The organism is Micrococcus sp. 140720015-1 (genome assembly GCF_053627595.1).
On the sequence record NZ_JBSEYC010000002.1, the window covers coordinates 85,475 to 112,396 of the forward strand.

General features: G+C 72.5%; 25 protein-coding genes and 2 tRNA genes. 5 read left to right on the plus strand and 22 right to left on the minus strand.

Annotation, left to right across the window (positions count from 1 at the left end; translation table 11 throughout):
* Positions 1-22 precede the first annotated feature (22 nt).
* From ACUXPL_RS03650 to ACUXPL_RS03695, 10 genes are all read right to left on the minus strand, one after another.
* Positions 23-1,459 (minus strand): FAD-dependent oxidoreductase, encoded by a 1,437-nt coding sequence (locus tag ACUXPL_RS03650; protein ID WP_454182017.1) that lies wholly within the window; start codon positions 1,457-1,459, stop codon positions 23-25.
* Positions 1,456-2,724 (minus strand): uroporphyrinogen-III C-methyltransferase, encoded by a 1,269-nt coding sequence (gene cobA / locus ACUXPL_RS03655; protein ID WP_454182019.1) that lies wholly within the window; start codon positions 2,722-2,724, stop codon positions 1,456-1,458. Before cobA ends, ACUXPL_RS03650 begins: the two co-directional genes overlap by 4 nt.
* On the minus strand, positions 2,721-3,644 hold the full coding sequence (locus ACUXPL_RS03660; RefSeq protein WP_454182021.1) for an ABC transporter permease: 924 nt from the start codon (positions 3,642-3,644) through the stop codon (positions 2,721-2,723). The genes cobA and ACUXPL_RS03660 overlap by 4 nt, the downstream gene beginning before the upstream one ends.
* Complete coding sequence (locus ACUXPL_RS03665) at positions 3,634-4,359, minus strand: ABC transporter ATP-binding protein (protein WP_180537414.1); 726 nt, start codon at positions 4,357-4,359, stop codon at positions 3,634-3,636. The genes ACUXPL_RS03660 and ACUXPL_RS03665 overlap by 11 nt, the downstream gene beginning before the upstream one ends.
* Positions 4,360-4,390: 31 nt before the next feature.
* Positions 4,391-5,731, minus strand: coding sequence for a sulfate adenylyltransferase subunit 1 (locus ACUXPL_RS03670; RefSeq protein WP_377681257.1), 1,341 nt, complete (start codon positions 5,729-5,731; stop codon positions 4,391-4,393).
* Positions 5,731-6,666, minus strand: a complete 936-nt coding sequence (cysD, locus tag ACUXPL_RS03675) for a sulfate adenylyltransferase subunit CysD (protein ID WP_454182023.1) — start codon at positions 6,664-6,666, stop codon at positions 5,731-5,733. Before cysD ends, ACUXPL_RS03670 begins: the two co-directional genes overlap by 1 nt.
* Before the next feature lie 32 nt (positions 6,667-6,698).
* Complete coding sequence (locus ACUXPL_RS03680) at positions 6,699-7,424, minus strand: phosphoadenylyl-sulfate reductase (protein WP_049146121.1); 726 nt, start codon at positions 7,422-7,424, stop codon at positions 6,699-6,701.
* Positions 7,421-9,136 carry a nitrite/sulfite reductase gene (locus ACUXPL_RS03685; protein ID WP_454182025.1) on the minus strand — a complete coding sequence of 572 codons (1,716 nt, stop codon included), beginning with the start codon at positions 9,134-9,136 and terminating at the stop codon, positions 7,421-7,423. The genes ACUXPL_RS03680 and ACUXPL_RS03685 overlap by 4 nt, the downstream gene beginning before the upstream one ends.
* 117 nt (positions 9,137-9,253) lie before the next feature.
* Positions 9,254-10,003: a sirohydrochlorin chelatase gene (locus ACUXPL_RS03690; protein ID WP_454182027.1), complete on the minus strand. Its 750-nt coding sequence runs from the start codon at positions 10,001-10,003 to the stop codon at positions 9,254-9,256.
* 43 nt (positions 10,004-10,046) lie between these two features.
* A complete protein-coding gene (locus ACUXPL_RS03695; RefSeq protein ID WP_180537408.1) occupies positions 10,047-10,841 on the minus strand; it encodes an SDR family oxidoreductase in 795 nt (264 codons plus the stop codon).
* A 139-nt stretch (positions 10,842-10,980) separates the two neighbouring features.
* Between ACUXPL_RS03695 and valS the strand changes: the two genes are divergently transcribed.
* Both valS and ACUXPL_RS03705 read left to right on the plus strand, forming a co-directional pair.
* Entirely contained in the window at positions 10,981-13,665 is a 2,685-nt protein-coding gene (valS, locus tag ACUXPL_RS03700; RefSeq protein WP_454182029.1) for a valine--tRNA ligase, read from the plus strand.
* Positions 13,666-13,903: 238 nt separating this feature from the next.
* Positions 13,904-14,419: a DUF2231 domain-containing protein gene (locus ACUXPL_RS03705; RefSeq protein WP_180537406.1), complete on the plus strand. Its 516-nt coding sequence runs from the start codon at positions 13,904-13,906 to the stop codon at positions 14,417-14,419.
* A 104-nt stretch (positions 14,420-14,523) separates the two neighbouring features.
* On the opposite strand, the gene ACUXPL_RS03710 is transcribed toward ACUXPL_RS03705, so the two are convergent.
* Positions 14,524-14,844, minus strand: coding sequence for a hypothetical protein (locus tag ACUXPL_RS03710; RefSeq protein WP_180537405.1), 321 nt, complete (start codon positions 14,842-14,844; stop codon positions 14,524-14,526).
* Positions 14,845-15,117: 273 nt separating this feature from the next.
* On the opposite strand from ACUXPL_RS03710, the gene ACUXPL_RS03715 reads away from it, so the two are divergent.
* A complete protein-coding gene (locus tag ACUXPL_RS03715) occupies positions 15,118-15,453 on the plus strand; it encodes a DoxX family protein (RefSeq protein WP_454182420.1) in 336 nt (111 codons plus the stop codon).
* Between the two features lie 85 nt (positions 15,454-15,538).
* Here ACUXPL_RS03715 and ACUXPL_RS03720 read toward each other — a convergent pair whose 3' ends face one another.
* The 7 genes from ACUXPL_RS03720 to ACUXPL_RS03750 all read right to left on the minus strand — a co-directional run bounded on the left by ACUXPL_RS03720 (position 15,539) and on the right by ACUXPL_RS03750 (position 21,830).
* Positions 15,539-16,156 carry a mycothiol-dependent nitroreductase Rv2466c family protein gene (locus tag ACUXPL_RS03720; protein ID WP_180537404.1) on the minus strand — a complete coding sequence of 206 codons (618 nt, stop codon included), beginning with the start codon at positions 16,154-16,156 and terminating at the stop codon, positions 15,539-15,541.
* A gap of 62 nt (positions 16,157-16,218) precedes the next feature.
* A complete protein-coding gene (gene clpX, locus ACUXPL_RS03725; protein ID WP_060775624.1) occupies positions 16,219-17,517 on the minus strand; it encodes an ATP-dependent Clp protease ATP-binding subunit ClpX in 1,299 nt (432 codons plus the stop codon).
* 174 nt (positions 17,518-17,691) lie between these two features.
* The gene (locus tag ACUXPL_RS03730; RefSeq protein WP_002855988.1) at positions 17,692-18,357 is read right to left on the minus strand and encodes an ATP-dependent Clp protease proteolytic subunit; all 666 of its coding nucleotides are present in this window, start codon (positions 18,355-18,357) and stop codon (positions 17,692-17,694) included.
* Between the two features lie 41 nt (positions 18,358-18,398).
* Positions 18,399-19,013, minus strand: a complete 615-nt coding sequence (locus ACUXPL_RS03735; protein ID WP_152743804.1) for a ClpP family protease — start codon at positions 19,011-19,013, stop codon at positions 18,399-18,401.
* 269 nt (positions 19,014-19,282) lie between these two features.
* The gene (gene tig / locus ACUXPL_RS03740) at positions 19,283-20,737 is read right to left on the minus strand and encodes a trigger factor (protein WP_180537403.1); all 1,455 of its coding nucleotides are present in this window, start codon (positions 20,735-20,737) and stop codon (positions 19,283-19,285) included.
* 42 nt (positions 20,738-20,779) lie between these two features.
* A tRNA-Pro gene (locus ACUXPL_RS03745) sits at positions 20,780-20,853 on the minus strand.
* An 83-nt stretch (positions 20,854-20,936) separates the two neighbouring features.
* Positions 20,937-21,830 (minus strand): SDR family oxidoreductase, encoded by an 894-nt coding sequence (locus tag ACUXPL_RS03750; RefSeq protein ID WP_454182033.1) that lies wholly within the window; start codon positions 21,828-21,830, stop codon positions 20,937-20,939.
* Positions 21,831-21,906: 76 nt separating this feature from the next.
* On the opposite strand from ACUXPL_RS03750, the gene ACUXPL_RS03755 reads away from it, so the two are divergent.
* Positions 21,907-21,980 (plus strand) — tRNA-Gly (locus ACUXPL_RS03755).
* Between the two features lie 117 nt (positions 21,981-22,097).
* Positions 22,098-22,925 (plus strand): DUF1345 domain-containing protein, encoded by an 828-nt coding sequence (locus ACUXPL_RS03760; RefSeq protein WP_454182035.1) that lies wholly within the window; start codon positions 22,098-22,100, stop codon positions 22,923-22,925.
* Positions 22,926-22,946: 21 nt separating this feature from the next.
* Here ACUXPL_RS03760 and ACUXPL_RS03765 read toward each other — a convergent pair whose 3' ends face one another.
* The 4 genes from ACUXPL_RS03765 to ACUXPL_RS03780 all read right to left on the minus strand — a co-directional run bounded on the left by ACUXPL_RS03765 (position 22,947) and on the right by ACUXPL_RS03780 (position 26,848).
* Positions 22,947-23,858, minus strand: a complete 912-nt coding sequence (locus tag ACUXPL_RS03765) for an Fpg/Nei family DNA glycosylase (protein WP_454182037.1) — start codon at positions 23,856-23,858, stop codon at positions 22,947-22,949.
* Positions 23,859-24,332 carry a ribose-5-phosphate isomerase gene (locus tag ACUXPL_RS03770; RefSeq protein ID WP_454182039.1) on the minus strand — a complete coding sequence of 158 codons (474 nt, stop codon included), beginning with the start codon at positions 24,330-24,332 and terminating at the stop codon, positions 23,859-23,861.
* Between the two features lie 81 nt (positions 24,333-24,413).
* Positions 24,414-25,979 (minus strand): flavin-containing monooxygenase, encoded by a 1,566-nt coding sequence (locus ACUXPL_RS03775; RefSeq protein WP_454182041.1) that lies wholly within the window; start codon positions 25,977-25,979, stop codon positions 24,414-24,416.
* A 14-nt stretch (positions 25,980-25,993) separates the two neighbouring features.
* Positions 25,994-26,848, minus strand: coding sequence for an alpha/beta fold hydrolase (locus ACUXPL_RS03780; protein ID WP_454182043.1), 855 nt, complete (start codon positions 26,846-26,848; stop codon positions 25,994-25,996).
* Between the last annotated feature and the right edge of the window lie 74 nt (positions 26,849-26,922).

The following is a 26,922-nucleotide window of genomic DNA, read 5'->3' on the forward strand; positions in this document are numbered from 1 at the left end:
CGCATCCACCCGACGGGAGGGCTCAGCCTCCGGCGCCGAGGAGGATGCTCTCCCGGGAGATGCGGGTCATCTCCTCCCGGTCCACGACCTTGACGCGCTCCCGCGCCACCGGACCGGCCTCCGTGGCCTGCGCGCCCAAGGACTTCTCATGCTCATCCAGAGCGTGCCAACCGGCCCACGTCGTGTACGGGACCTCACGGGACTCGAGCAGCTCGATCACCGACTCCTCCGAGGGCTCCTGGGCCGTCCACAGCCCCGGCTCGTCCTCGATCAGATGCGTGATCGTCTCCAGGGAGTCACCCTTGGTGTGCCCGATCAACCCCACCGGGCCCCGCTTGATCCACCCCGAGGCATACAGGCCCGGCACCGGGGCACCGTCCGCGCCCAGCACCCGGCCCTCCGCGTTCGGGATCACCCCGCGCACCTCATCGAACTCCACCCCCTCCACGGGCGAACCGAAATAGCCCACCGCCCGGTAGACCGCCTGCACCGGGTAGTCCACGGTCTCCCCCGTCGGACGGACCCCACCGGAACCGTCCAGCTCCATCCGACGCATCCGCAGACCATCCACCCGGCCGTCCCCGTCCTCGTCCAGGAACTCCTCCGGAGCCTGCAGGAAATGCAGATGCAGCCGACGCGAGGCGCTCTGCTGACGGTCCTCCTGCTCCATCAGCCAGTTCGTCAGCGTCCCGACCATGGTGCGGACCTGGTTGTTCTCCTCGATCGCCTGCTCCGAGGCCTCATCGAAGTCGAAGTCCTCCTCGTACAGCACGATGTCCACATCCCGGGAATGGGCCAGCTCCCGCAGCTCCAACGGGGTGAACTTCACCTGCGCCGGCCCACGCCGACCGAACACGTGCACATCCGTGACCGGCGAGGCGGCCAGGTCCCGGTACACGTTGTCCGGGATCTCGGTGGGCAGCAGGTCCTCGGCATGCTTGGACAGGATCCGGGCCACATCCAGGGCCACGTTCCCGTTGCCGATCACCGCCACCTGCGTGGCCTCCAACGGCCAATGCCGCGGCACATCCGGGTGCCCGTCATACCAGGACGCGAAATCCGCGCCACCGAACGAGCCGGCCAACTCCACCCCCGGCACATCCAGGGCCGCGTCCCGCACCGCCCCGGTGGAGAACACGATCGCGTCATAGTGCCGACGCAGATCCGCCAGGCTCAGGTCCGTGCCGTAGTCCACGTTCCCCAGGAAACGGATGTCCCCGCGGTCCATGACCTTGTGCAGGGCGGTGACGATGCCCTTGATACGCGGATGGTCCGGGGCCACCCCGTAACGGATCAGACCGAACGGGGCCGGGTACCGGTCGAACAGGTCGATGCTGACCCGGAAGTCCCGCTCCTCCTTGGTCAGGATGTCCGCCGTGTACACCCCGGCGGGTCCGGCACCGATGATGGCGATGCGCAACGGGCGGTCGGGCCTCGAGGACGAGGGGGTCGGGGTCATGCTCGTGCTCCTTCGGAGGTCGGGTTCAGGGTCAAGATCGGGGCAGGGATGCCGGCCGCAGGCGCGCCGGTGGCGTAGGGGCTCAGGCGCACGACGTCGCCCACGACGATCACGGCGGGGTTCTCCACACCGACGGCGGCCGCCTGCGCGGCGATGGTCTCCACCGTGCCCACGGTGACCCGCTGGTCCGGCATCCAACCGCGCTCGATGATCGCCACGGGCGTGGCGCCGTCGAGGCCGCGCTCCGTCAGTCGGCGCGCGGTGTCCGCGAGCCGGCGCACGCCCATCAGCAGGACGAGCGTGTGGTCGGCCCGGGTGGGCACTTCGGCCAGCTCTTCGTGGCCGGTCACCAGCGTGAAGCCGGTGGCGACGCCGCGATGGGTGACCGGGATCCCCGCGGCGGCGGGCACCGAGACGGCGCTCGTGACACCGGGGGCCACTTCGACGTCGACGCCGTGGGCGCGGCAGTGCGCTGCCTCCTCGCCGCCGCGGCCGAGCACGTACGGGTCGCCGCCCTTGAGCCGGACGACGAGGCGGCCGGCCCGGGCCTCCCGGACCAGGACGGCGTTGATCTCGTCCTGCGTGGCCAGGTGGTTCCCGGGGGCCTTGCCGACCTCGATCACGGGCACCGCCGGGTCCAGCTCGGCCAGGAGGGCGCGCGGGCCCAGCCGGTCGGCGACCACCACGTCGGCCTCCGCGAGCAGCTGTCGGCCGCGCACGGTGATGAGTCCGGAGTCGCCGGGGCCGCCGCCGACGAGGGCCACGCGGCCGGGCTCGGCGGACGCGCGCCGCCGACGCAGGGGCAGCCGCCCCGTGGAGAGGGCGAGGGTGATCGCGTCCTTCAGGGCGCGGGCGCGGCGAGGGTCTCCCCCGGCGTTGACGGCCACGGTCACGTCCCCGGCCCGGACGACGGCGGGCGTCCAGGCGGCGGAGGACTCGGCGTCGGAGGCGTCGACACACCAGACCCGGCGGGCCTCGGCGTCGGAGGCCACGGCCCCGTCCACGTCCCGGTCGCCGGTGGTGGTCTGGGCGAACCAGACCCCGTCGAGGTCGGACGGGCGGTAGGGGCGGCGGTGCAGGGTGAGCAGGCCGGCCGCCGCGAGCCGCTCCACCTCCTCCCCCGGCTCCGGGGCCACCACGGTGACGAGCGCGCCGGCGTCGAGGAGGGCGCCCACGCGGCGGCCGGCCACGCGCCCGCCGCCCACCATCAGGACGGGCCGGCCGAGCAGACGCAGGGAGGTGGGGTACAGATCGGATGCGGTCATCGCGTGCTCCCTTCCAGCAGCCCCCGTCGGCGCAGCATGCGCCGCTCGACGGGGCCGAATGCGGTCAGTTCGACGAGGACGCCGACGGCCAGGATGGCCAGGACGGCGCAGAGGACGACGGCGAGGTCGGACTCGGCACGTCCCTCGTGGAGCAGGGTCCCGAGTCCGACGCCCATGGGCCCGCCGACGGCGATGATCTCGGCGGCCATGAGGCCTCGCCACGCGAAGGCCCAGCCCTGGCGCAGGCCGGAGACGAAGGCGGGCAGCGCGGCCGGGAGGACCACCAGCAGGGCGGTCTCGAGGCGCGAAGCGCCCAGCACGCGGGCCGCGCGACGCAGCTGCGGCGGCACCTGGTCCGTGCCGGTGGTGAGGCCGGCGACCACGGCGGGGACGGCGCCGGTGAGCATCACGAAGTACGCGGTGGCGTCGCTGAGGCCGAACCACAGCACCGCGAGCGGCACCCAGGCCACGTTGGGCAGCACCATCAGGGCCGTGAGCAGCGGGCCGAACGCCCGCCGCAGGACGCTGACCTGTCCGAGCACCAGGCCCAGCCCCACGCCGACGACCACGGCGAGCGCGAAGCCCACGACGGCGCGGCCCACCGACGTCGCCACTGCCTGCTGGACGAGGCCCTGGGCCCACAGCGTCCCGAAGGCCCCGAGGACGTCGCCGGGACCGGTGATCGGCTCGCCGCGCGCACCGGCCAGCCACGCGGCGACCTGCCAGATCGCCACGAGCAGGACGACGGCGGCCACCGGGAGCAGGACCCGGCTCCAGTCCCACCCGGCCAGACCCGTCCGTCGGGTCGAGCCGACGGCCTGGAGCGCGTCGAGGCCGCTGTCGAGCTCGCGCAGCTCGTCGTCGGCGGCGGCCCCCGGCGCGCGGCCGGGGGCGTCGAGGGTGGGGGTGTCAGTGCGCATGGCGACGGATCTCCTGACCGAGTCGGGCGGTGATGGCGGCCGTGAGGGCGGCCGCGGCGGGCGCGTCGTGGTGGGCGGCTGCGGGCACGTCCCATTCGGCGACGACGCGACCCGGCCGCGAGGACAGCAGCAGCACCCGCTGGCCGAGGCGGACGGCCTCGGCCACGTTGTGGGTGACGAACACGACCGTCCGACCGGTCTGCCGCCACACGCGCTCGAGCTCCACGTGCAGCAGGTCGCGGGTGATCGCGTCCAGCGCCGCGAACGGCTCGTCCATGAGCAGCAGGGGGCGGTCCTGGGCGAGGGCCCGGGCCAGGGCGACGCGCTGGCGCATGCCGCCGGAGAGCTGGTGGGGTCGCAGGTCGGCGGCGTCACCCAGGTGGACGAGGCGCAGCAGCTCCCCGGCACGCCCCCGACGCTCCCCCGCGGGCACGCCGGCGAACCGGAGGGCGAGCTCGATGTTGCCGCGGGCGGTGAGCCACGGGAAGAGGGCGGCGTCCTGGAACATGAACGCGGCCCCCTCCCGGGGGGTCTTGACGACGCCCGCGGTGGGCGCCTCGAGCCGGGCGATGAGGTTCAGCAGGGTGGACTTGCCGCACCCGGACGCACCGAGCAGGCAGACGAACTCGCCCGGCTCGATCCGCACGGAGACGTCCTCCAGCACGGGCGTGGGCCCGCCGAAGCTCTTGCCCACGTCCTCCATCACCACCGTCATGACCGCTCCCGTCGCCCCGTCGTCATCCGGATCAGGCCTCGTCGCCGCCGCGCACCATGCCGGCGGCGAGCGTGGCCCCGTCCTGGGGGTCGATCACGAGGAACGCCCCGGTGCGCCGATGCACGGCGTAGGGCTCCACGGGCAGCGGCGCGGCCAGGTGCAGGCGCACCTGTCCGATGTCGTTGAGCCCGAGGGTCTCGGCCGGGTCGAGCCGCAGGGTGTCGAGGTCGAGCCGACCGGCCACCTCCTGGACGAGCGCCCGGACGACGGCGGTGCCGTGCTTGACGAGGACCTGCTGCCCGACGCGCAGCGGTGCGGCGGAGAGCCAGCACAGCGCGGCGGCCACCTCCGCGGTGGGGCGCGGGGCGGTGTCCGCGGCGGCGATCGTGTCCCCGCGGGCCACGTCCACCTCGTCGGCGAGGCGCAGGACCACCGACTGCGGGGAGGAGGCCTCCTCGAGGGACTCGCCGGCGGCGTCCACGCCCACCACGGTGGTGGTGCGCGCCGGCTGCCCCGGGGTGAGGACGGCGACGGCGTCCCCGGGCCGGACGGTGCCCGCCACGACCTGCCCGGCGTAGCCGCGGTAGTCGCGGAACACCTCGGGGTCGAGGCCGGGAGCCAGGGCGCCCTGGGGGCGCACCACGAGCTGCACCGGGAAGCGGAAGGAGGCCGCGGCGTCGTCCTCGGCGTCCGCCCCGGGCAGGGACTCGAGCAGCTCCATGAGCGTGGGGCCGGTGTACCAGTCCGTCCGCTCGGAGCGGGTGACCACGTTGTCGCCCTGGAGGGCGGACACCGGGACGCTCACCGCGTCGGAGAGGCCGAGCTCCCGGGCCACGCGCCGGACGTCCTCGGCGATCGCGGTGAAGACCTCCTCGGAGTAGTCCACGAGATCGATCTTGTTGACGGCGACGATCACGTGCGGCACCCGCAGCAGGGCCACCACGCTGAGGTGGCGCCGGGTCTGCTCCACCACGCCCTTGCGGGCGTCCACGAGCAGCACGACGGCGTCGGCCGTCGAGGCGCCCGTGACGGTGTTCCGGGTGTACTGCACGTGCCCGGGGCAGTCGGCCAGCACGAAGGTGCGCCGGTCCGTGGCGAAGTACCGGTACGCGACGTCGATCGTGATCCCCTGCTCCCGCTCGGCGCGCAGGCCGTCGGTCAGCAGCGCCAGGTCCAGCCCGCCCTCGGCGCCGCCGAAGCCGCGCTCGGCGGAGGTGCGGGCCACGGCCTCGAGCTGGTCGGCCAGGACGGCCTTGGAGTCGTGCAGGAGGCGGCCCACGAGGGTGGACTTGCCGTCGTCGACCGAGCCGGCCGTGGCCAGGCGGAACAGGGTCCCGGCGGGGGCGTGCCGGTCCAGCAGTGCGGTGCTCATCAGAAGTACCCGTCCTTCTTGCGATCTTCCATGGCCGCCTCGGAGATGCGGTCGTCGGCGCGGGTGGCCCCGCGTTCGGTCAGGGTGGAGGCGGCGACCTCGAGCACGACGTCCTCGACGGTCGCGGCCTCCGAGAGGACGGCGCCGGTGCAGGACATGTCGCCCACCGTGCGGTAGCGCACCGTCCGCGTGGTGACCTCCTCGCCCTCGGCCGGCCGGGAGTGCTCCCCCACAGCGCGCCACATGCCGTCGCGGCGGAAGACCTCCCGCTCGTGCGCGTAGTAGATGGAGGGCAGCTCGATGCCCTCGCGGGCGATGTACCGCCACACGTCCAGCTCGGTCCAGTTGCTGATGGGGAACGCACGGACGTGCTGGCCGGGGGTGTGACGGCCGTTGTAGAGGTTCCACAGCTCGGGGCGCTGGTTGCGCGGGTCCCACTGGCCGAACGCGTCGCGCAGGCTGATGATCCGCTCCTTGGCCCGCGCCTTGTCCTCGTCACGGCGGCCTCCCCCGAAGACGGCGTCGAACCGGTTGGTCCGGATCGTGTCCAGCAGGGGGGTGGTCTGCAGGGTGTTGCGGGTGCCGTCGGCGCGCTCACACAGCTCGCCGCGGTCGATGTACTCCTGCACGGAGCCCACCACGAGCCGCAGGCCGAGCCGCTCCACCGTGCGGTCGCGGAACTCGAGGACCTCGGGGAAGTTGTGGCCGGTGTCCACGTGGACCACCGGGAAGGGGATCCTCCCCGGCCAGAAGGCCTTCGCGGCCAGGTGGAGCATCACCACGGAGTCCTTGCCGCCCGAGAAGAGCATGGCGGGGCGCTCGAACTCGGCCACCACCTCGCGGATGATGTGGATCGCCTCGGCCTCCAGGGCGTCCTGGACGTCGGGCCCGGCGGGGCTCACGGTCCCCGGGTCGGGGGCATGGGTGAGGGTCATCGTGTCTCCTTGGTCTGTCTCGGGAGCGGCGCTCAGACGTGGATGCCGCACTCGGTCTTCGCGGTCCCGGCCCAGCGCCCGGCACGGGGGTCCTCCCCGGGGGCGACGGGGCGGGTGCAGGGGCGGCAGCCGATCGAGGGGTAGCCGTTCTGCAGGAGCAGGTTCACGGGCACGTCGTGGTCCGTGGCGTAGCCGACCAGGTCGTCGAAGCTCCACGGGGCGACGGGGTTGACCTTGACCATGCCGTGGGCCTCGTCCCAGCCCACCAGCGGGGTGTTCGTGCGCGTCGGCGCCTCGTCCCGGCGGACGCCGGTGAACCACAGGTCGTATCCGGCCAGCGCCCGGTTGAGGGGCTCGACCTTGCGCATCGCGCAGCACAGCCCCGGGTCGCGGGCGAACAGGTCCTTGCCGTGGCGCTCGTCCTGCTCGGCCACGGTCAGCTCCGGCAACACGTCCACCACGGTGACGTCGAGGCGGCGGGCCACCTCGTCGCGCGTCGCGAGGGTCTCGGTGAAGTGGTAGCCGGTCTCCAGAAAGAGGACGTCCACGCCGGGCATCCGCTGCGCCACCAGGTGCGGCAGGACGGCGTCGGCCATGGAGCAGGCCACGGCGGCCCGGCGGAGGTCCACATGGCGGGCGGCCCAGTCGACCACCGCCTCGGCGGGTGCGTCCCAGCCGAGCTCGGCGGCGCCGGACTCGGCGAGCGCCTGCAGGCGCTCGAGGTCCTCGGTCGGACGGGTGGGGGGAACGGTGCTCATCGGAGGGCCTCCTCGTCGACTCGGTGTGCCCACCGGGCGAAGGTCTCGCCCGGCCCACGCTGCTCGTCGTACCGGCGGACGAGGCGCTCGACGTAGTCGACCAGCCCGTCCGCGCGGACCTTCAGGCCGCGGACGCTGCGTCCGAGGCCGGCCTCGGCGCGGTCCACGGAGGCCAGCCCGCCGCCCAGGTGCACCTGGAAGCCGGGCGTCTGGCCGCCGTCGTCGTCCGGGAGCAGCTGCCCCTTCAGGCCGATGTCCGCGGTCTGGATGCGGGCGCAGGAGTTGGGGCAGCCGTTCACATGCAGGCTCAGCCGCTCGGGGAGGCGGTCGGCGAGGTCGGCCAGGCGCTCCTCGAGCTGGGCGATCGCGGCGGTGGCGGTGTCCTTCGTGTCCACGATGGCGAGCTTGCAGAACTCCAGGCCCGTGCAGGCGATGGTGGAGCGGCGGAACACGGACGGTTCCGGGTCCAGCCCCAGCTCCTTCAAGCCGGCCACGACGGCGTCCACCCGGTCCCGTTCCACGTCCAGCACCACGATCTTCTGGTGGGGGGTGGTGCGCAGCCGCGTGGAGCCGTGGGCCTCGAGCAGGTCCGCGAGGGCGGTGAGGGTGGTGCCGCTGGAGCGTCCGACGACGGGGGCGGCGCCGATGTAGAAGCGGCCGTCCTTCTGCTCGTGGACCCCCACGTGGTCGCCGGGACGGGTGGGCGGGACCGGGGCGGGCCCGTCGGGCAGGGCGTAGCCGAGGTACTCCTCCTCCAGCACGGTGCGGAACCTCTCCGGCCCCCAGTCCTCGAGCAGGTACTTCATGCGGGCCTTGTTGCGCAGGCGCCGGTAGCCGTAGTCGCGGAAGATGCTCACGACGGCGTGCCACACCTCAGGGGCGCGCTCGGCCGAGACGAAGGCGCCGATCCGGTCGGCCAGGCGGGCCTTCGTGGACAGGCCGCCGCCGACCCACAGGTCGTAGCCGGGGCCCAGCTCGGGGTGCACCACGCCGATCAGGGAGACGTCGTTGATCTCGTGGACCACGTCCTGGGAGGGGTGTCCGGTGATGGCGGTCTTGAACTTGCGGGGCAGGTTGGAGATCTCGAGGTCGCCGATCCAGCGGTCCGCGATCTCCCGGATCACGGGCGTGGGGTCGATGATCTCGTCCGCGGCGATCCCGGCCACCGGTGAGCCGAGGATCACGCGCGGCACGTCGCCGCAGGCCTCGGTGGTGGACAGCCCCACGGACTCCAGGCGCCGCCAGATCTCGGGGACGTCCTCGACGCGGATCCAGTGCAGCTGGACGTTCTGCCGGTCGGTGATGTCCGCGGTGTCACGGCCGAACTCGGTGGAGATCCCGCCGATCACGCGCAGCTGCTCGGTGGTGAGGTCGCCGCCGTCGATGCGCACGCGCAGCATGAAGTAGCGGTCCTCGAGTTCGTGGGGCTCCAGGGTGGCGGTCTTGCCGCCGTCGATCCCCTGCCGACGCTGGGTGTACAGGCCCCACCAGCGGAAGCGGCCGTGCAGGTCGTCCGAGGGGATCGAGTCGAAGCCCTCGTGGGCGTAGACCTGCTCGATGCGCTCGCGGACGTTCAGGCCGTCGTCCTGCTGCTTGAACTCCTCGTTGTGGTTCAGGGGGGCGGTCCCGTCCACCTTCCACTGGCCGTGCGGCTTGGCGGAGGGGCGGCGCGGAGTGCGCGCCGGCCTCGACGTCTCGTTCACCTGGGTCATGGCCGCCACGCTAGGAACCCGGCATGCCGGCCCCAAGATCGTCGACGCGGTTCGTCACGTTCCCGGGGCCGGGCCGCGGCGGGGACCCGGCCCGGCCCCGGTCGTGTGACGGACGGCTCAGCGGCCTCCGGCGGCCCCCCTCGGGGCCTCTACGAGGGCGGACCGCAGCCGGTCCAGGGCGATCCGCGCCACCAGCGGATGCGGCAGCAGGGGGTCGGTGACCACGTCCGCGCCGCTCTCGCCGAGTCGGTCGTGGAAGTACCCGGGGGCCAGCAGGTGGGCGGCCACCACGGCGCGACGGCCGGCGGCGTGCACCCGGGCGACGGCGTCGGGCACCCGGGGGGTCGCCGCCGCCCCGAACGCCGCGGTCACGGGCAGTCCCGTGGCCCGGGCCAGGGCCGCGGCCAAGGCGTGCACCTGGGCCTGTCCGTCTGCGGCGCGGGTGCCGGCCGCCGCCAGGATGACGTCCGATGTCGCGGCCTCACCGGCCGGCACCGCCCGGGTCACCCGCTCGGCCAGAACGGCCACCAGGCGCGGCTCGACGTCGTCCCCGGCCCCGGCCAGCGGTGCGGCGGCGATCGTGTCGGGTCGGGCGGCCGCGGCGTGGTGGATGTCGTGGTGGACGTGGTGGCCCAGGGACAGCAGCAGCGGCACGATCACGGCCGGCTCCCCCGGGGGCAGGGCCGCCACGACCTCGTCGAGGGAGGGACTCTGCACGTCCACGTAGGCCTCGTGGACCTGGGCGCCCGGCCCCTCGGCGTCCAGGAGGGCCGCCAGGTCGGCACGGAGGCCGTCGATCACGTCGCGGCCGGCCGCGTCGTGCGTGCCGTGGGCGCAGGCGATCACGTGCAGCGCGGGCGCGCTCATGCCGAGCCCACCGCGTCGGCCCGCACGTTCCACGGCCCGCCGCTCACCGGCGGATCACCTTGTGCTGGGCGGCCTGGGCGACCGGCCGCATCACGATCTGATCCAGGTTCACGTGGTGGGGCAGCTCGACGGCGTGGACGCACACCTCGGCGACGTCCTCGGCGGTGAGCGGCTTCTCCACGCCCGCGTACACGGCGTCCGCGGCGGACTGGTCGCCGCCCAGGCGGTTGCGGGAGAACTCCTCGGTGTGGACCATGCCCGGGAGCACCTCGATCACCCGCACGTTGTGCTCGGCCTCCTCCAGGCGCAGCGCGCCGGTGAGCCCGTGCTGGCCCATCTTCGCGGCGTTGTAGCCGGCGCCGCCCTCGTAGGCGGTGACGGCGGCGGTCGAGGTCAGGTTGAGCACGGTGCCCTCGCCGTGGGTGCGGAGCATGGGCAGGAACGCCTGGCACATCGTCAGGGTGCCGAGCACGTTGACGCGGTACATCCACTCCCAGTCGGCGCGGTCGCCGTCGCCCACCGCGTCCGTGCCGAGCGCGCCGCCGGCGATGTTGACGAGGGTGTCGGCGCCGCCGTCGGCCTCGACGCGCGAGGCCAGCGCGGCGACGGCGGCCTCGTCCGTGACGTCCAGGGCGGCGGGGACGACGTCGCCGCTCACGCCCTCGGCCCGGGCGTCGGCAGCGAGGGTCTCGAGGCGCTCGGCCCGGCGGCCGACCGCGTACACGCGCCAGCCGCGGCGGGCAAGCTCGAGGGCCGTGGCGCGGCCGATGCCGCTCGTGGCCCCCGTCACGACGGCGGCGCGGGCGGGGTTCTTCGCAGGTTCATGGGTGTGGCTCACGCCTCCGACCGTAGCCGAGCCGCGCCGTTCGGAGCACCGCCCGGATCACCTCCGCCAGGTCGACCGACTGAAAGGGCGGGACGTCCCGGGCGTCGTCGCAGGCCCGGCCCGCCGCCCCGGTCATGGGAGGATGGCGGGCATGGCTGAGAACACGCAGGGCACAGACACGCCCATCGACGCATCGACCCCGTCCACCCCCGCCGCCGGCGCCGTGGCCGTGCCGGACAAGCCGGCCCTCGAGGGCCTCGAGGAGAAGCTGACCGCCCGCTGGGCCGACGAGCGCACCTACGCGTTCGACACGCAGACCACCCGCGAGCAGGTCTACTCGATCGACACTCCCCCGCCGACCGCCTCCGGCTCGCTGCACGTGGGCCACGTCTTCTCCTACACGCAGACCGACGTGCTCGCCCGCTACCAGCGCATGAACGGCAAGAACGTGTTCTACCCGATGGGCTGGGACGACAACGGCCTGCCCACCGAGCGCCGCGTGCAGAACTACTACGGCGTCCGCTGCGACCCCGCCAAGCCGTACGTGGAGGGCTACCGCCCGCCGGAGAAGCCGGCGAAGAACCAGCGCGACTGGGACGTGATCTCCCGCAAGAACTTCATCGAGCTCTGCGAGGAGCTCGCCGTCGAGGACGAGAAGGTCTTCGAGGACCTCTTCACCCGTCTCGGCCTGTCCGTCGACTGGGACATGACCTACCGGACCATCGACGACGTCTCCCGCGCCGTCTCCCAGCGCGCCTTCCTGGCCGGCATCGCCTCGGGCGACGCCTATCTGGCCGAGGCCCCCACCATGTGGGACGTGACCTTCCGCACCGCCGTGGCCCAGGCCGAGCTCGAGGACCGCGAGGTCCCCGGCGCCTACCACCGCTACGCCTTCACCGCTGCGGACGGCGAGCAGGTCTTCATCGAGACCACCCGCCCCGAGCTGCTGGCCTCCTGCTCCGGCCTGGTCGCCCACCCGGACGACGAGCGCTACCAGCACCTGTTCGGCACGACCGTCACCTCCCCGCTGTACGGCGTGGAGGTCGAGGTCTTCCCGCACCCGCTGGCCAAGCCGGACAAGGGCTCCGGCATCGCCATGGTCTGCACCTTCGGCGACCTCAACGACGTCACCTGGTGGCGCGAGCTGCAGCTGCCGACCCGCACCCTGATCGGCCGTGACGGCCGGTTCGCCGCCGACACCCCCGAGTGGATCACCACGGACGCCGGCCGACAGGCCTATGCGGACACCGTGGCCGGCAAGACCGTGTTCTCCGCCAAGCAGGGGGTGGTGGACGCCCTCACCGCGGCCGGCCTGCTGGACGGAGAGCCGAAGAAGATCATGCACGCCGTGAACTTCTACGAGAAGGGCGACAAGCCGCTCGAGGTCGTCACCTCCCGCCAGTGGTACATCCGCAACGGCGGCCGCGACGCCGACCGCCGCGCCGAGCTCATCGAGCGCGGCCGCGAGCTCTCCTGGCATCCGGAGCACATGCGCCACCGCTACGAGAACTGGGTCGAGGGCCTCAACGGCGACTGGCTCGTCTCCCGCCAGCGCTTCTTCGGAGTGCCGATCCCGGTCTGGTACCCGCTGGACGCGGAGGGTGAGCCCGACTATGAGAACCCGATCCTCCCGGCCGACGAGCAGCTCCCCGTGGACCCGGCCGCCGAGGCCGCCCCGGGGTATTCCGAGGACCAGCGCGACGTCCCCGGCGGCTTCACCGGCGACCCGGACGTCCTGGACACCTGGGCCACCTCCTCGCTGACCCCGCAGATCGTGGGCCGCTGGTCCCGCGACGAGGCGTTCTTCAACAACGTCTTCCCGTTCGATCTGCGCCCGCAGGGCCACGACATCATCCGCACCTGGCTGTTCTCCACCGTGGTGCGTGCCCACGCCCTCAACGGCTCCGTGCCGTGGACGGACACCGCGCTCTCCGGCTGGATCCTCGACCCGGACCGCAAGAAGATGTCCAAGTCCAAGGGCAACGTGGTGGTCCCGACCGACATCCTGGACCAGTTCGGCTCGGACGCCGTCCGCTACTGGGCCGCCTCGGCCCGCCTCGGCGCGGACACCGCCTACGAGGTGGCGCAGATGAAGATCGGCCGCCGCCTGGCCATCAAGCTGCTCAACGCCGCCAAGTTCGTGCTGAACCTGGGCGCCACGCAGGACGCCGTCATCCGCACGGCCGACGACGCCGCGGCCGTCACCAACCCGCTGGACGCCTCCCTGCTGGCGCGCCTCGCGGCCACCGTGGAGCAGGCGACCCGCGCGTTCGAGGCCTACGACTACGCGCGTGCCCTCAACGTGACCGAGCAGTTCTTCTGGGCCTTCACGGACGACTACGTGGAGCTCGTGAAGGACCGTGCCTACGGCGGCCATGGCGAGGCCGAGCAGGCCTCTGTGGTGACCACGCTGGCCACCACCCTGGACGCCCTGCTGCGTCTGCTGGCCCCGTTCCAGCCGTTCGCCACCGAGGAGGTGTGGAGCTGGTGGCGCGCCGGCTCCGTGCACACCGCCGCGTGGCCGGGCGCCGCGGACGAGGTGGCGTCCCTGTCCTTCGCCGCCTCTGCCGGCGACGCCGAGGTCCTGCCCACCGTGGCGCAGGTCCTGGGCGGCGTCCGCAAGGCGAAGTCCGAGGCCAAGGTGAAGCAGCGGACCGAGGTGCGCTCCGCCGTGGTGACCGGGCCGGCCGAGTGGCTCGAGAAGCTGCGCGGCGGCCTGGCGGACCTCAAGGCGGCCGGCAACATCGCGGACCTGTCCCTCACGCAGGGCGAGGCCGGCGAGGCCGCGCCGCTGACCGTCTCCGACGTGCAGCTGGCACCGGTCGAGGACGACTGATCCCCGCCGCGCGTTCCCGGACGGTGTCTCGGGAGCGCACGCGGCACGACGACGGCCCCGTCGCCCGTCACGGGAGGCGGGGCCTTCGTCTGCCCGTCGCCGACGAGCGCCGCCGGACCACAGCGGGAAATGAACTCAGGACACCCTTGCCTGAGTGAATTTCGGCACCGGATAAATCCTATTTCCCTCCCAGGTCCTCCCTGGCCGGCCACCAGAATCCCCTCGTAGCGTCCAGGCCGTGAACAGCCTCCCCCTGCACCCGCTGATGGTGCACCTGCCCGTCATCCTCATCCCGCTGACCGTGCTCATGGCCCTGCCGGCCGTGCTCTCCCGCCGCTGGTTCCAGTGGTCCGCCCCGCTGACGCTCGCCTTCTCCCTCGCAGCGGCGGTCGGCTCCGTGCTGACCGCGGCCACCGGTGAACCGCTCGCCGCGTCCGACGGCGAGGCCTCCGCCCTGCTGTGGCAGCATGCGCAGCTCGGTGAGACGACCCGTGACCTGGCGATGCTCCTGTTCCTGCTCCTCCTCGTCTGGACCGCTCTGTCCTGGCACCGCTCCCCCGCCGCGCTGCGCCGCATCGGCGAGCGGATCCCCGCCCTCCACCTGGTGCTGGCGGTCCTGGTCCTGCTGGTCGGCGTGGCGGACGTGGTCGTCGCGGTCCAGGCCGGCCACGCGGGAGCCCAGCTCGTCTGGCAGGGCGAGGGCTCCGGGACGCAGAGCGGAGGCGGGCTGGGCACCGGCGGCGGCCGCCCCTGAGTCCCTGACGTTCCCGCCCCCGCCTGGCGACACGGAACGGCCCCGACACCTCGAGGAGGTGACGGGGCCGTCATCGCGCCCGTGCTGCGAGCGCGAGTCTGCCGTCAACGCGGGATGTTCGTGGCCCGGATCTGGTACGTCGCAGCGTACTTCGGATAGCCCGCCGCCGGATAGGAGTTCTTCGGGAGGCGGTAGCACCCCCGGGTGACCACGACGTAGTGGTGCGGGGTGAGCCGCGCCGCCTTCTTGCGTGCCTTCTGGATCCCGTCCTGGCAGGAGGCGAGGCTCCACGCCAGGACCTGCTTCGAGGAGACCAGACGGTCGGCCGCCTGGGCGGGGGCGGCCGTGGCCCCGGCGATCGACAGGGCCATCATGGCCGACGCCGCCATGGCCGCGAACTTCTTCTTCTGACCCGTGCTTCCCATGGAGTCCCCCCGCTGGTGCTGATCATTGCGTACCGTGATGCAGGCCATATCCAGGCCTGTGGCAGAGACGGTAGGGGACCAGGCGCCCAGCACGCAAGGCTCGCCGGCCATGTCAGGCTTCTCGCCCCGCCGTGTCGTGGTGCACATCCCGGTCGCGCTCCTGCCGCATGTCGCAGTGCGGTCACTGCGGCAGGGGTGGACACTGAGAGGATGAGACCGACACCCGATCCCGCCCCGGCCGGCCGCCGCGCCTCCGACGCCTCCGCCCGGCGGATGTGCGCCGCCCTCGCCGCCATGGGCGTGCTCCACTTCGTCCGACCCGAACCCTTCGACGGGCTGATCCCGCCGTTCCTGCCCGGCTCGGCCCGCGCGTGGACCCACGGCTCCGGCGTGGCCGAGCTGGCCGTGGCGGGTCTGCTGGCCGTCCCGCGCACCCGGCGCGCGGGCGGACGCGCCGCGCAGGCGCTCTTCCTCGGCGTGTGGCCCGGCAACGCGTGGATGGCCTGGCGGTGGCGACGCCGGCCCTGGCCGGCGCAACTGGTCTCCCTCGGGCGACTGCCCCTGCAGGTCCCCCTGATCCGCGCGGCCGGCCGGGTGGCGCGCCGCTGACCTCCGCCGCCCCGCGCCCCCCGACGACGCCGGCCCCACACCTTCGCGCTGAAGGTGTGGGGCCGGCGTCGTGCGAGCCGGGGGCTCAGTCGAACTGCGGGTCGGTGGTGCGGGCGCGCTTGATCTCGTAGAAGTACGGGTACTCGGCCAGGGCCACGGCGCCGTCGAAGATGCGCCCGGCCTCCTCGCCGCGCGGGATGCGGGTGAGCACCGGGCCGAAGAACGCGGTGCCGTTGAAGGACACCACCGGGGTGCCGACGTCGTTGCCCACGAGCTCCTCGGCGGCCCGCTGCTTCTCGCGCAGGCGCTCGTCCTCGGCGTCCGTCTCGGTGGCCGCGAGGATGGGGGCCGGGTCCAGGCCGAGGTCCTCGGCGGCGCCGGTGAGGGCCGCCTCGTAGTCCTTCTGGCCCTCGTTGTGGATGCGGGTGCCCAGGGCGGTGTACCACTCGGCCAGGCGCTCGGGGTGCTCGGCGCCCACGTGCTGGGTGCCGCGGCCGGGGATCAGGCCGCGGTCGGTGGAGCGGCGGTAGTCCTCGGGCAGGTCACGGCCCTCGTTGAGCATGTACAGGGACATCTGGTGGAACTTCACCTGGATGTCCCGGACCTTCTCCACCTCCAGGATCCACCGGGAGGTGATCCAGGCGAAGGGGCAGGTGGGGTCGAAGTAGAAGTCGACGACGGGCTGCTGCGTGGTGTCGGTCATGCTGTGCTCCTTGCGGTCAGGGAGCCGTCTCGGCTCCGGTCGGTCCTGCTGGGCGACGGCGGTCAGGCGCTCCGGCCGCGTCGACGTCGTTCCACCTCGGCCGGGATGAGCGTGGGCTCGGCCTCGCCGCGCACCACGTCCCCGGAGATGACGACCGTGCCCACGTCCGAGCGGGAGGGCAGCTCGAACATCACGGGCTTGAGGACGTTCTCCATGATGGAGCGCAGGCCGCGGGCGCCGGTGCCGCGGGCCTCGGCCTGGGCGACGACGGCGTCCAGGGCGTCCTGCTCGAACTCGAGCTCCACGCCGTCCATGAGGAACATCTTCTGGTACTGCTTGAGCAGGGCGTTCTTCGGTTCGGTCAGCACCCGCACGAGCTGTTCGTGCGTGAGGTCCTCGACGGTGGTGATCACGGGCAGGCGGCCGATGAACTCGGGGATGAGGCCGAACTTCAGCAGGTCCTCCGGCCGGACGTCCGCGTAGGTGACGTCCCCCGCACCCAGGTGGTTCAGGGGCGCGCCGAACCCGATGCCCTTGCGTCCGGCGCGGGAACCGATGATCTCGTCCAGGCCTGCGAACGCGCCCGCCACGATGAACAGCACGTTGGACGTGTCGATCTGCAGGAACTCCTGGTGGGGGTGCTTGCGCCCGCCCTGCGGCGGCACCGACGCCACCGTGCCCTCGAGGATCTTCAGCAGGGCCTGCTGCACGCCCTCGCCGGAGACGTCCCGGGTGATGGAGGGGTTCTCGGACTTCCGCGAGATCTTGTCGATCTCGTCGATGTAGATGATGCCCTGCTCGGCCTTCTTCACGTCGTAGTCCGCGGCCTGGATGAGCTTGAGGAGGATGTTCTCCACGTCCTCGCCCACATAGCCGGCCTCGGTGAGGCTGGTGGCGTCCGCGACCGCGAACGGGACGTTGAGCCGCCGCGCGAGGGTCTGCGCGAGATACGTCTTGCCGGAGCCGGTGGGGCCGACCATGAGGATGTTCGACTTGCCGACCTCGACGTCCGCCAGGTCGTCCCGCTCGGTGAGGCGGTCGGCCAGGTCACCGCTCCGCGCCTGCGGCCCGCGCACGCGCTTGTAGTGGTTGTACACGGCGACGGCGAGGGAACGCTTGGCCGCCTCCTGACCGATCACGAAGCTCTCGAGGTGGTCGAAGATCTCCTGCGGGGTGGGCAGGACGGTCTCGTCCGCCTCCGCCGCCTCGCCGAGCTCCTCCTCGATGATCTCGTTGCACAGCTCGATGCACTCGTCGCAGATGTAGACACCCGGGCCGGCGATGAGCTTGCGCACCTGCTTCTGGCTCTTCCCGCAGAACGAGCATTTCAGCAGGTCAGCGCTCTCTCCGATACGCGCCATGGTGGTACTCCTCGAGGGCCGGGCGGAGACGTCCGCCCCGCGCGGGCGGCGTCGCTGTCAGATTCCGTCCAGCATACGACCGCGGACGGACACGTTAAGGGACCGGGTCCCCGGTCGGCGCCGAGGGGCCCGGCCGCGCGGCGCGCGGCCGGGCCCCTCGACGGGCGCCGTCGGTCAGGCGGACGGGCGGGTGATCTTGCGGGAGGCGAGGACCTCGTCCACGAGGCCGTACTCGAGGGCCTGCTCGGCCGAGAGGAACTTGTCCCGGTCGATGTCCTGCGAGACCTCCTCGGGCGTGCGGTTGGTGAGGGAGGCCAGCGTCTCCTCCATCCACACGCGCATCCGGTTGATCTCCTGGGCGTGGATCTCCAGGTCGGTGGCGGTGCCGCGGTCGCCCTGCATCGCCGGCTGGTGGATCAGCACGCGCGCATTGGGCAGCGCCAGGCGCTTGCCGGGGGCGCCCGCGGCCAGCAGCACGGCCGCGGCGGAGGCGGCCTGGCCCAGGCACACGGTCTGCACCTCGGGGCGGATGAACTGCATGGTGTCGTAGATCGCCGTCATGGCCGTGAACGAGCCGCCCGGCGAGTTGATGTACAGGGTGATGTCACGCTCGGAGTCCATCGCCTCGAGCACGAGCAACTGGGCCATCACGTCGTCGGCCGACGCGTCGTCCACCTGCGCGCCGAGGAAGACGATGCGGTCCTCGAAGAGCTTGGCGTAGGGGTCCTGGCGCTTGAAGCCGTAGGGCGTGCGCTCCTCGAACTGCGGGAGGATGTAGCGCGCGTCCGGCGTGGGCAGGGAGGGCATCCCGGTGGGGAGCCCGGCGGGGAACTGGGTCATTCTTGGTCTCCTGGAGAGGGTCGGGACGGTCCGGGCCGGGCTCAGCCCCGGACGCCGCCGCCGCCGGTCACGGACGCGGCACGGTCGGCGATGTGGTCGATGAAGCCGTACTCGAGGGCCTCCTGTGCGGTGAACCACTTGTCACGCGCGTTGTCCTCGAGGATGGTCTCCACGGACTGGCCGGTCTGCTCGGCGGTCAGCTCCGCCATCACCTGCTTCATGTGCAGGATCAGCTGGGCCTGGATGCGGATGTCCGACTCGGTGCCGCCGATGCCGCCGGAGGGCTGGTGCATCAGCACGCGCGCGTGGGGGGTGGCGTAGCGCTTGCCCTTGGTGCCGGAGGCGAGCAGGAACTGGCCCATGGACGCGGCGAGGCCGGTGGCCACCGTCACGACGTCGTTGGGGATGTACTGCATGGTGTCGTAGATCGCCATGCCCGCGGTGACGGAGCCGCCCGGGGAGTTGATGTACAGGTAGATGTCCTTCTCCGTGTCCTCGGCCGAGAGCAGGAGCAACTGGGAGCAGATCGCGTTGGCGTTGTCGTCACGGACGTCCTCTCCCAGCCAGACGATGCGCGACTTCAGCAGCTGGGTGTAGAGGAAATCCTCGCGCTGCGCCGGGTCCACCGAACGCATGCTGGGGGTGATGTCGGTCATCACTTCCGCCTTCCTGTCGAGATGTCCACGGGCCTCCCGAACGGCGGCCGCTCGCGCGGACGGACGGGTCCCTGATCGAGTCCGACACTAGCCGGGCGTCCGGGCCAGCGCGCGGGACGCCGTCGGCGTTTCGCTGTTGGCGCAGGTTGTCGCGGACCCCGCCCGGGGCCGCCCACCGGGGCCCCGGGACGACGACGGCGCCCCCACCGGCGTGGGCGGGGGCGCCGTCGTCGTGGCTCGGCGGGGGTGCGCCCCCACCCCGGCCGGGATCAGGCCTGCTCGGCCGCCTCGGCGTCGTCGGCCTGCTCGGCCGGGGCCTTCTTGGCCGTCGACTTCTTCTTGGCCGGGGCCTTCTTGGCAGGCTTCTCCTCCGCCTCGTCGGCGCCCTCGGCCTCGGCTGCCTCGGCCTCAGCGTCGAGGGCCTCCTGGCCGCCCGGGGTCACGAACGCCGTCAGGTCCACGGCCTTGCCGTCGGTGTCGGTGACCTCGGCGTACTCGAGGACCTTGGCCAGGGCCTTGCGACGGCGGACCTCGCCCATGATCATCGGGATCTGACCGCCCTGGTCGAGCATCATGGCGAACTGGTTCGGGTCCATGCCGTACTCGGAGGAGGTGGCGATGATGTACTCGATCAGCTCGCCCTGATCGACCGTGACCTCCTCGGCCTCGGCGACCTCGTCCAGGATGACCTCGTTGGCGAACGCCTCGCGGGTGTTCTGCTCGAGCTCGGCTCGGTGCTCGGCGGTGTCGTGGTCGTCGCCCGCGGTGTGGCCGCCGGCGGAGAAGTGCTGCTCGACCTGATCGGCGATGACGCCGTCCGGCACCGGGACCTCGACGAGCTTGGCCAGCTCCTCGAGGACCTTGTCGCGGGCCTCCACGCCCTGGCGGTTCACGGCCTCCTCGGCTGCCTGCTTCTTCAGGTCCTCCTTGAGCTCGGCGATGGTGTCGAACTCGGAGGCCAGCTGGGCGAACTCGTCGTCGGCCTCGGGGAGCTCGCGCTCCTTGACCGCCGTCAGCTCCAGCTTGACCACGGCGGTCTCGCCGTCGTGCTCGCCGCCGTTGAGCGTGGTCTCGAAGGTGGCGTCCTCACCGGCGGACAGGCCGTCGAGGGCCTCGTCGATGCCCTCGAGCATGGTGCCGGCGCCCACCTGGTAGGACAGGCCCTCGGCCTGGTCGACCTGCTCACCGTCGACCGTGGCGGTCAGGTTCATCGTGACGAAGTCGTCCTGGGCGGCCGGGCGGTCCACGTCCTTGAGGGAGCCGAAGCGCGAGCGCAGGGCGTCGAGGGCTTTCTGCTCGTCCTCCTCGGTGGCCTGGGCGGGCTCCACCGTCACCTTGAGGCCCTTGTAGTCGGGCAGCTCGATGGTCGGGCGCACGTCGAACTCGGCGGTGAAGGCCACCGGGCCCTCGGCGTTCTCCGCGTCCGGGGTGGCGGTCACGTCGACCTCGGGGCGGGAGATCGGGGTGACCTCGGCCTCGGCGATGGCGGCGGAGAACCAGGTGTTCAGGCCCTCGTTGACGGCCTGGTCCACGACGATCTCGCGGCCGAAGCGCTGCTCGATCAGACGCGCCGGGATCTTGCCCTTGCGGAAGCCCGGGATCTGCACCTGGTTGGCGATGTCCTTGAACGCCTTGTCCAGGGCGGGCTTCACCTCCTCGAACGGCACCTCGACGGTCAGCTTGACGCGGGTCGGGCTGAGGTTCTCTGCGGTGGACTTGACCACGGATGACTCCTGTTGGTGGTGGTGGATGGTCTTGACGTCGAGTCGGGGTGACAGGATTTGAACCTGCGGCCTCACGCTCCCAAAGCGCGCGCTCTACCAAGCTGAGCTACACCCCGCCGTCGTCCCCGACGCCGGCGGGCTCACGCGGTGGAGGCTCGCCGGACACCCGAGGGACTGCCCGAGGGCAGACTGTGGAATCCTAGCGCGCCGCCTCGCGCCCCGCGAAAAGCCGCGACCGCCGGCCCGTGAAGCCGTCCATCGTGGCGTTGACCCCGAGGACGTCCATCGCGCGGTCGAAGACGGGCGCCGGCAGGGCGCGCAGGGGCGCGATCAGGCCGACGGCGCGCGGCAGCAGCAGGCGCGTACGGCCGGCCTCGACGGCGTCCAGCACCTCCTGCGCCACGTGCTGCGGATCCAGCACGGGCAGCAGCCAGGGCACCCGGCTGCGCACGCCAGCGAACATCCCGGTGTCGATGTAGAAGGGGCAGACGGCCAGGGAGGTGACGCGGCTGCCGTCCTTGCGCAGCTCCGCGGCGAGGGACTCGGCGAAGCCGACCGCGGCGTGCTTGGTGGCGGAATAGTCCGTCTGGCGTGCGACGCCGACCAACCCCGCGGCCGAGGCCACCGTGACCACGGCCCCGCGGTCCCGGGCCCGCATTCCGGGCAGGACCGCCCGGGTCAGCCAGTACGGCGCGAGTGCGTTCACCTCGAAGGTGCGGCGGATGCCCTCCTCCGTGGCGTCCTCGAGGCGCGCGCCCGTCACGACGCCCGCGTTGTTCACGGCGACGTCCACTTCTCCGGCGCGGGCGGCGGCGGCCTCGACGGCGGCCGCGTCCGTCACGTCCACGCGCTCGGCCCGGGCGTCCGCGCCCTGAGACCGGATCTCCGCGGCGACGGCCTCAGCACCCTGCAGGTCGAGGTCCCAGACGACGACGCGGCCCGCGCCGCGGCGAGCGGCCCCCAGGGCGATCAGTCGACCGATGCCGGACGCGCCGCCCGTCACGAGGACGGTGGCGCCGCGCAGGGACAGGGGACGACGGCCGGCGAGGGCGGACGCGGCCCTGCGGAGGGCGGGACGGGAGCCGTGCATCATGCCTCTTCCCCCACGGCCGACGCGGGCCCGCCGTGATACGGTGTCAGCCGCTGGTCCGCGCCGAGCGCGGCCCCGCGGGGATGTAGCTCAATGGTAGAGCCCCAGTCTTCCAAACTGGCTACGCGGGTTCGATTCCCGTCATCCCCTCCAGATCCCCTGAGCCGGGCCGTCGTGTGGGCACGACGGCCCGGCTCATGGCTTTCTCGGGTGCGTCGTCGTCCGCGCCGGTTCCTTTACCGCTGTGCCGGCCCTCTGGAGGATGGACCCATGCAGAACACCGAGCAGACGCCTCGGGACGCGTCCACCGAGGTCGGTGGGAGGCCCTGGCGGCACCGCGTCGTCGAGAACGACACACTGCGCATGACCGTCCTGTCCATGCTGGCGGCCGCCGTCGCGATCGGTTTGAGCACCCTGCTGATCGCCACTCCTCTCGGCGACGCGCTGGGCGTCGGCGCGGCCCGACGCGGCTCCTGGACGAGCGGACTGATGACGCTGTGCCTGATGTGGTCGATCTACTCCGCCCTGGACACGGTGGTGCTGTACCGGTGGCTCGGCCGCCGCGACTCAACAGCCCTGCACTCACTGCTGCGCACGCGCTCCCGCGGCCCGCAGGAGTCCGTCCATCCGGGCGGCTGGAGGGCCCTGATGCTGGGAGCGTCGAGCACGCTGGGCAACACCGTCACGTTCTCGGTGATGGCAATGCTCGTGGTGGTCATCTCGATGTGGATGCCGGATGTCCGGTCCGTGCCCACCATGCGCCTGCTGGCCGTGGCCACGGTCCTCGCGTCCTGGGCGAGCATCGTCCTGGCCCAGGCGTTGCGCTACGCCCGGCTGGCGGCCCAGCACGATCCGAGGAGGTCTCGGCCGGAGGGCGAGTCCCCCGCTCCCCCGATCCGCTTCAGCGGCTCCGAGGCTCCGGTCTTCTCGGACTACGTGGCACTGTCCCTGACGCTGTCCACCATGATGGGCGCCCAGGACGTCGTGTTCTCCGGCCGCGCCGCCCGCACGGCGGTCCGTGAGCACGCGCTGGTCGGATTCCTGTTCAACTCGATGATCATCGCGGCCCTGGCCTCGCTGCTGCTCACCGTCGCCTGATCGGGGCCTGCCACAGGCCCCTCAGCTCTGACAGGTGAGGCACCGGTAGAGCTTCCGGGCCGCCATCTCCTCCACCACGATCGTCTCGCGCCCGCACACGAGGCAGGCCAGGCCCTGCCGCTGGTACACGTAGTTCGCGTGCTCGGGCCAGGCCGCTTCGGCAGGGATCCCCGGCCGATGCTCGGGCCGCGTGGTGACGATCCGCCCGAGCCGCACGCCCTCCCGCATGAGCGCGGCGTTGTCCGCCCAGAGGAATGCCAGGTCCGGTGCAGAGACCTCCCGGGCCGGCCGCCACGGATCGATGCCGGCGCGGAACAGGGCCTCGGCCCGGAAGATGTTGCCGATCCCGCTGACGGCCGCCTGGTCCATCAGCACGACGCCGATCGGCCGCCGTGTCCGCCGGGCGAGGTCGTAGAACGGCGCGGGGTCGTCGTCGTTGAGCGGATCCGGGCCGAGACCGGCGACGACGTCGGCAGCCTCGGCCGGGGTGAGTGCGCGGCACCGGCTCGCGCCGATCAGGTCGGCCCAGCCGTGCTCGGCGCGCAGTCGCAGCCGGACCGTGGCGGCCGGCGGCGGGGGCTGGACCCAGCCGTCGGCGTCGCGGGAGGGATCGGAGGCCGGGGCGCCGTCGTCGTGGACCTCCCGCTCGCCGATCCGGCGGGGGGCGCCGATCGAGGACGCGGCCGCGAAGTCCTGATCCCCGCCGAAGGTCCACGCCCCGTACATGCCCAGGTGGACGTGGAGCACGTGGCCACCGGAGACGTCGGCGAAGAAGTGCTTGCCGTGGGCCCGGGCGCGCTCGAGGACCTGGCCGTCGAGCAGGGCGGCACCCTCGGCGAAGCGGCCCTGCGGACTCGTGGCGCGGATCCGGCGGCCGCCGAAGACGTCGGTGAACTGGCGCGCGAGACGATGGACGGAGTGGCCCTCAGGCACTCACATCAGCACCTCTCCGGTGGTCTCGTAGTGCGCGATCTTCCCGATGCGGCGCACGTGGCGCTCGTCCTGGGAGAACGGTTCGGCCAGGAACGCTTCGATGAGCTCGGTGGCCTCCTCGAGCGAGTGCTGCCGACCGCCGACGGCCACGACGTTCGCATCGTTGTGCTCGCGGGCCAGCCGCGCGGTGTCCAGGTTCCAGGCCAGGGCGGCGCGGACGCCGACCACCTTGTTGGCGGCGATCTGCTCGCCGTTGCCGGAGCCGCCCAGCACGATGCCGAGCGAGTCCAGCCCCTGCTCGCGGTCGGCGACGACGGCGCGGGCGGCGTTGATGCAGAAGCCCGGGTAGTCGTCCTGCGCGTCGTACTCGGTGGGTCCGTGGTCCACCATCTCGTAGCCGGCGGCGGTGAGGTGCTCCACCAGGTGGGCGGACAGCTCCATGCCGGCGTGGTCGGTGGCGATGTGGACGCGCATGCGCGGACTCCTCCAGAAGGACGACGGTCGGGTGGGGTCAGTCTACTGACGGCCCCACCCGACCCCCTGCCCCGGGCCGGCTCAGATCAGCGCGACCGATCGCTCGGGTTCGCGCACCGGCATGGGCTCGGGCTCCCCGCTCGCCGAGGAGAGGAAGCCCTCCCCGGTGAAGTGGCCGTTGCGGGCGCGGAAGTCGTAGGCGTAGTCGGGCCAGATCAGCGTCAACTTGCCCGAGCGGGGGTCCACGTACCAGGAGTGGCAGCCGCCGTCCACGAGCCACACCGAGGTGGCGGCCCGCTCCTGGAGACGGTCCACGTACTCCTCCTGGGCGAGTGTCTCGGGGACCATCGTCCGGATTCCCTCGTGCTCCGCCCGGTCCAGGGCCTCCAGGATGTACGCGATCTGCGACTCGATGATGTAGACGATCGAGTTGTGCCCCAGCGAGGTGTTCGGCCCGTTGATGGCGAACAGATTCGGGAATCCCGCCACGGCCGTGGAGTCGAACGCCGCCATGCCGCTGCTCCAGTGATCGGCCAGGGAACGGCCCTCACCGTCGTGGACGCGGTCGGCGAACGGCGGCTCGGCCGCCTCGAAGCCGGTGCAGAGGACGACGACGTCGACCTCGTACCCGTGACCGCTCACGCCGAACAGCCGGCTCCCCTCGACGCGGTCCAGCGCGCTGTCCTCCAGGGTGACGTCGTCCCGGGCCATGGCCGGGTAGTAGTCGTTGGAGACGAGCACGCGCTTGCAGCCCGGCAGGTACCGCGGCGTGAGCCGCTCACGGAGCTCGGGGTCCGAGACCGCGGCGGCCAGGTGCCCGAGGGCCTGCGCCCGGACCTGGTCCAGCGCGGCCGGCACACCGCGGCGCTGGGCGTAGCTCGACTCGGCGAACCAGAAGATGTCGTCGCGCTCGCGCTGCATGGTGTGCGGGGCGCGCTCGAACATGCGCCGCACGGCCGCGGAGTACGGCTTGACCACGCGCGGGGTGACCCACGCGGGGGTGCGCTGGAAGACGACGAGCTCGGCCGCCGTCGCCGCCAGCTCGGGGATGACCTGGATCGCGGAGGCGCCGGTGCCGACGACGGCCACACGCTTGCCCTTCAGGTCCACCGTGTGGTCCCAGCGGGCGGAATGGATGACCTCGCCCTCGAAGGCGTCGAGACCCGGGACGTCCGGCAGGCGGGGGTCGGCGAGGTGCCCGGTGCCCGTGATCAGCCAGCGTCCCGTGTAGGCCCCGCGCGGAGTCCGCACCGTCCACCGCTCGGTCTCGGGGTCCCAGCGCGCTTCGAGCATGTCCGCCCCGAGGCGCAGGTGCGGGATGAGGCCCTCGTCCTCGGAGAAGCGCACGAGGTAGTCCTGGATCTCCGGGCCCGGCGTGTAGAAGCCCGACCACTGCGGGTTCGGCGCGAACGAGAAGCTGTAGAGGTGGCTCGGCACGTCGCACGCGGCGCCCGGATAGGTGTTGTCCCTCCAGGTCCCGCCGACCTGCTGGGCGCGGTCCAGGATGAGGAAGTCCTCGCGGCCGTGACGCCGCAGCTGGGCGCCCATGCCGAGGCCGGCGAATCCGGAGCCGATGATCAGGATCTCGGCGGACTCGTCGCGCGGTGCGGGGCGCACGTCGGTGGTGGTGGTCGTGGTGGTGGTCATGGCCGGCCCCTCTCTCAGGCGTGGGTCTCGGGGATGATCGCGCCGGCCGGGTGGCGGTCGGGCTCGCGCAGGTGCAGGTCGACGATGTGCATGAGTTCGGCCGGGCGCTCGAGGAAGAAGGCATGGCCGCTCGTCATGGTCGTCAGCCGCGCGTCGTCGATGATGCCGAGCAGCTCGTACTGGTGGTGGGACGGGACCATGATGTCCTCGGCGCAGGAGACGATCAGTGTCCGCGCGGTGACCGCGGAGAGCCGGTCGGCGACGTCCACGCGGGCGTTCAGGTCCATCTGCCGGGCGGTGAACTCGTCCGCGGTCAGGGAGGCGAGCGCTCCGTCGAGCATGGCCGGGGCCAGGGAGCGCAGGGCCAGCGGGGACAGGCCGCAGAAGGCCGTGTAACGGGCCAGGGCATCAGGGCTCGTGGCGTACAGGTGCCGCCAGACCTCGTTGCGCAGGCGCTGGTGGACATCCGTCGTCGCCCAGCCGGCCACGAGCACGAGGTTCTCCACGCGGCGACCGAGGTCGGCGGCCAGCTGCCCGGCCACGACGGCGCCGAGCGAGTAGCCCAGCAGGTCGAAGGCGGCGTCGGGGCCGAGGAGCTCGTCGACGGCGGCCCGCACCTGGCCGACCAGCAGGTCGACGGTCAGGTCCGCGGCGGGGTCGGCCGTCGGCGCCCAGTCGACGGCGATGACGCGCGTCCGCGTGGCCATCATCGGGAACAGGTGGCCGAAGTGCGAGGCGGTCGTCCCGCCCGTGCCGTGGACCAGCACGAGAGGCCGGTCGAGCTCCCCGGGTGTCACTGAGTCGTGGCAGGTGACGGAGGCACCGTCCACGCTGACGGTGCGCGTGACGGTCGATGCGGTCAGTGGCATGGGGCTCCTCCTGGAAACCGATATGTGGACTATTGGGCGCGACATCTGCGATGTGACGCGCCCTACATTTCCCA

Bases quoted from the DNA above. Each gene is read 5' to 3' on its own strand.
- ACUXPL_RS03650 (WP_454182017.1), bottom strand. From the start codon at position 1,459: ATGACCCCGACCCCCTCGTCCTCGAGGCCCGACCGCCCGTTGCGCATC.
- cobA (WP_454182019.1), bottom strand. From the start codon at position 2,724: ATGACCGCATCCGATCTGTACCCCACCTCCCTGCGTCTGCTCGGCCGG.
- ACUXPL_RS03660 (WP_454182021.1), bottom strand. From the start codon at position 3,644: ATGCGCACTGACACCCCCACCCTCGACGCCCCCGGCCGCGCGCCGGGG.
- ACUXPL_RS03665 (WP_180537414.1), bottom strand. From the start codon at position 4,359: ATGACGGTGGTGATGGAGGACGTGGGCAAGAGCTTCGGCGGGCCCACG.
- ACUXPL_RS03670 (WP_377681257.1), bottom strand. From the start codon at position 5,731: ATGAGCACCGCACTGCTGGACCGGCACGCCCCCGCCGGGACCCTGTTC.
- cysD (WP_454182023.1), bottom strand. From the start codon at position 6,666: ATGACCCTCACCCATGCCCCCGACCCGGGGACCGTGAGCCCCGCCGGG.
- ACUXPL_RS03680 (WP_049146121.1), bottom strand. From the start codon at position 7,424: ATGAGCACCGTTCCCCCCACCCGTCCGACCGAGGACCTCGAGCGCCTG.
- ACUXPL_RS03685 (WP_454182025.1), bottom strand. From the start codon at position 9,136: ATGACCCAGGTGAACGAGACGTCGAGGCCGGCGCGCACTCCGCGCCGC.
- ACUXPL_RS03690 (WP_454182027.1), bottom strand. From the start codon at position 10,003: ATGAGCGCGCCCGCGCTGCACGTGATCGCCTGCGCCCACGGCACGCAC.
- valS (WP_454182029.1), top strand. From the start codon at position 10,981: ATGGCTGAGAACACGCAGGGCACAGACACGCCCATCGACGCATCGACC.
- ACUXPL_RS03710 (WP_180537405.1), bottom strand. From the start codon at position 14,844: ATGGGAAGCACGGGTCAGAAGAAGAAGTTCGCGGCCATGGCGGCGTCG.
- ACUXPL_RS03715 (WP_454182420.1), top strand. From the start codon at position 15,118: ATGTGCGCCGCCCTCGCCGCCATGGGCGTGCTCCACTTCGTCCGACCC.
- ACUXPL_RS03720 (WP_180537404.1), bottom strand. From the start codon at position 16,156: ATGACCGACACCACGCAGCAGCCCGTCGTCGACTTCTACTTCGACCCC.
- clpX (WP_060775624.1), bottom strand. From the start codon at position 17,517: ATGGCGCGTATCGGAGAGAGCGCTGACCTGCTGAAATGCTCGTTCTGC.
- ACUXPL_RS03730 (WP_002855988.1), bottom strand. From the start codon at position 18,357: ATGACCCAGTTCCCCGCCGGGCTCCCCACCGGGATGCCCTCCCTGCCC.
- ACUXPL_RS03735 (WP_152743804.1), bottom strand. From the start codon at position 19,013: ATGACCGACATCACCCCCAGCATGCGTTCGGTGGACCCGGCGCAGCGC.
- ACUXPL_RS03750 (WP_454182033.1), bottom strand. From the start codon at position 21,830: ATGATGCACGGCTCCCGTCCCGCCCTCCGCAGGGCCGCGTCCGCCCTC.
- ACUXPL_RS03760 (WP_454182035.1), top strand. From the start codon at position 22,098: ATGCAGAACACCGAGCAGACGCCTCGGGACGCGTCCACCGAGGTCGGT.
- ACUXPL_RS03770 (WP_454182039.1), bottom strand. From the start codon at position 24,332: ATGCGCGTCCACATCGCCACCGACCACGCCGGCATGGAGCTGTCCGCC.
- ACUXPL_RS03775 (WP_454182041.1), bottom strand. From the start codon at position 25,979: ATGACCACCACCACGACCACCACCACCGACGTGCGCCCCGCACCGCGC.
- ACUXPL_RS03780 (WP_454182043.1), bottom strand. From the start codon at position 26,848: ATGCCACTGACCGCATCGACCGTCACGCGCACCGTCAGCGTGGACGGT.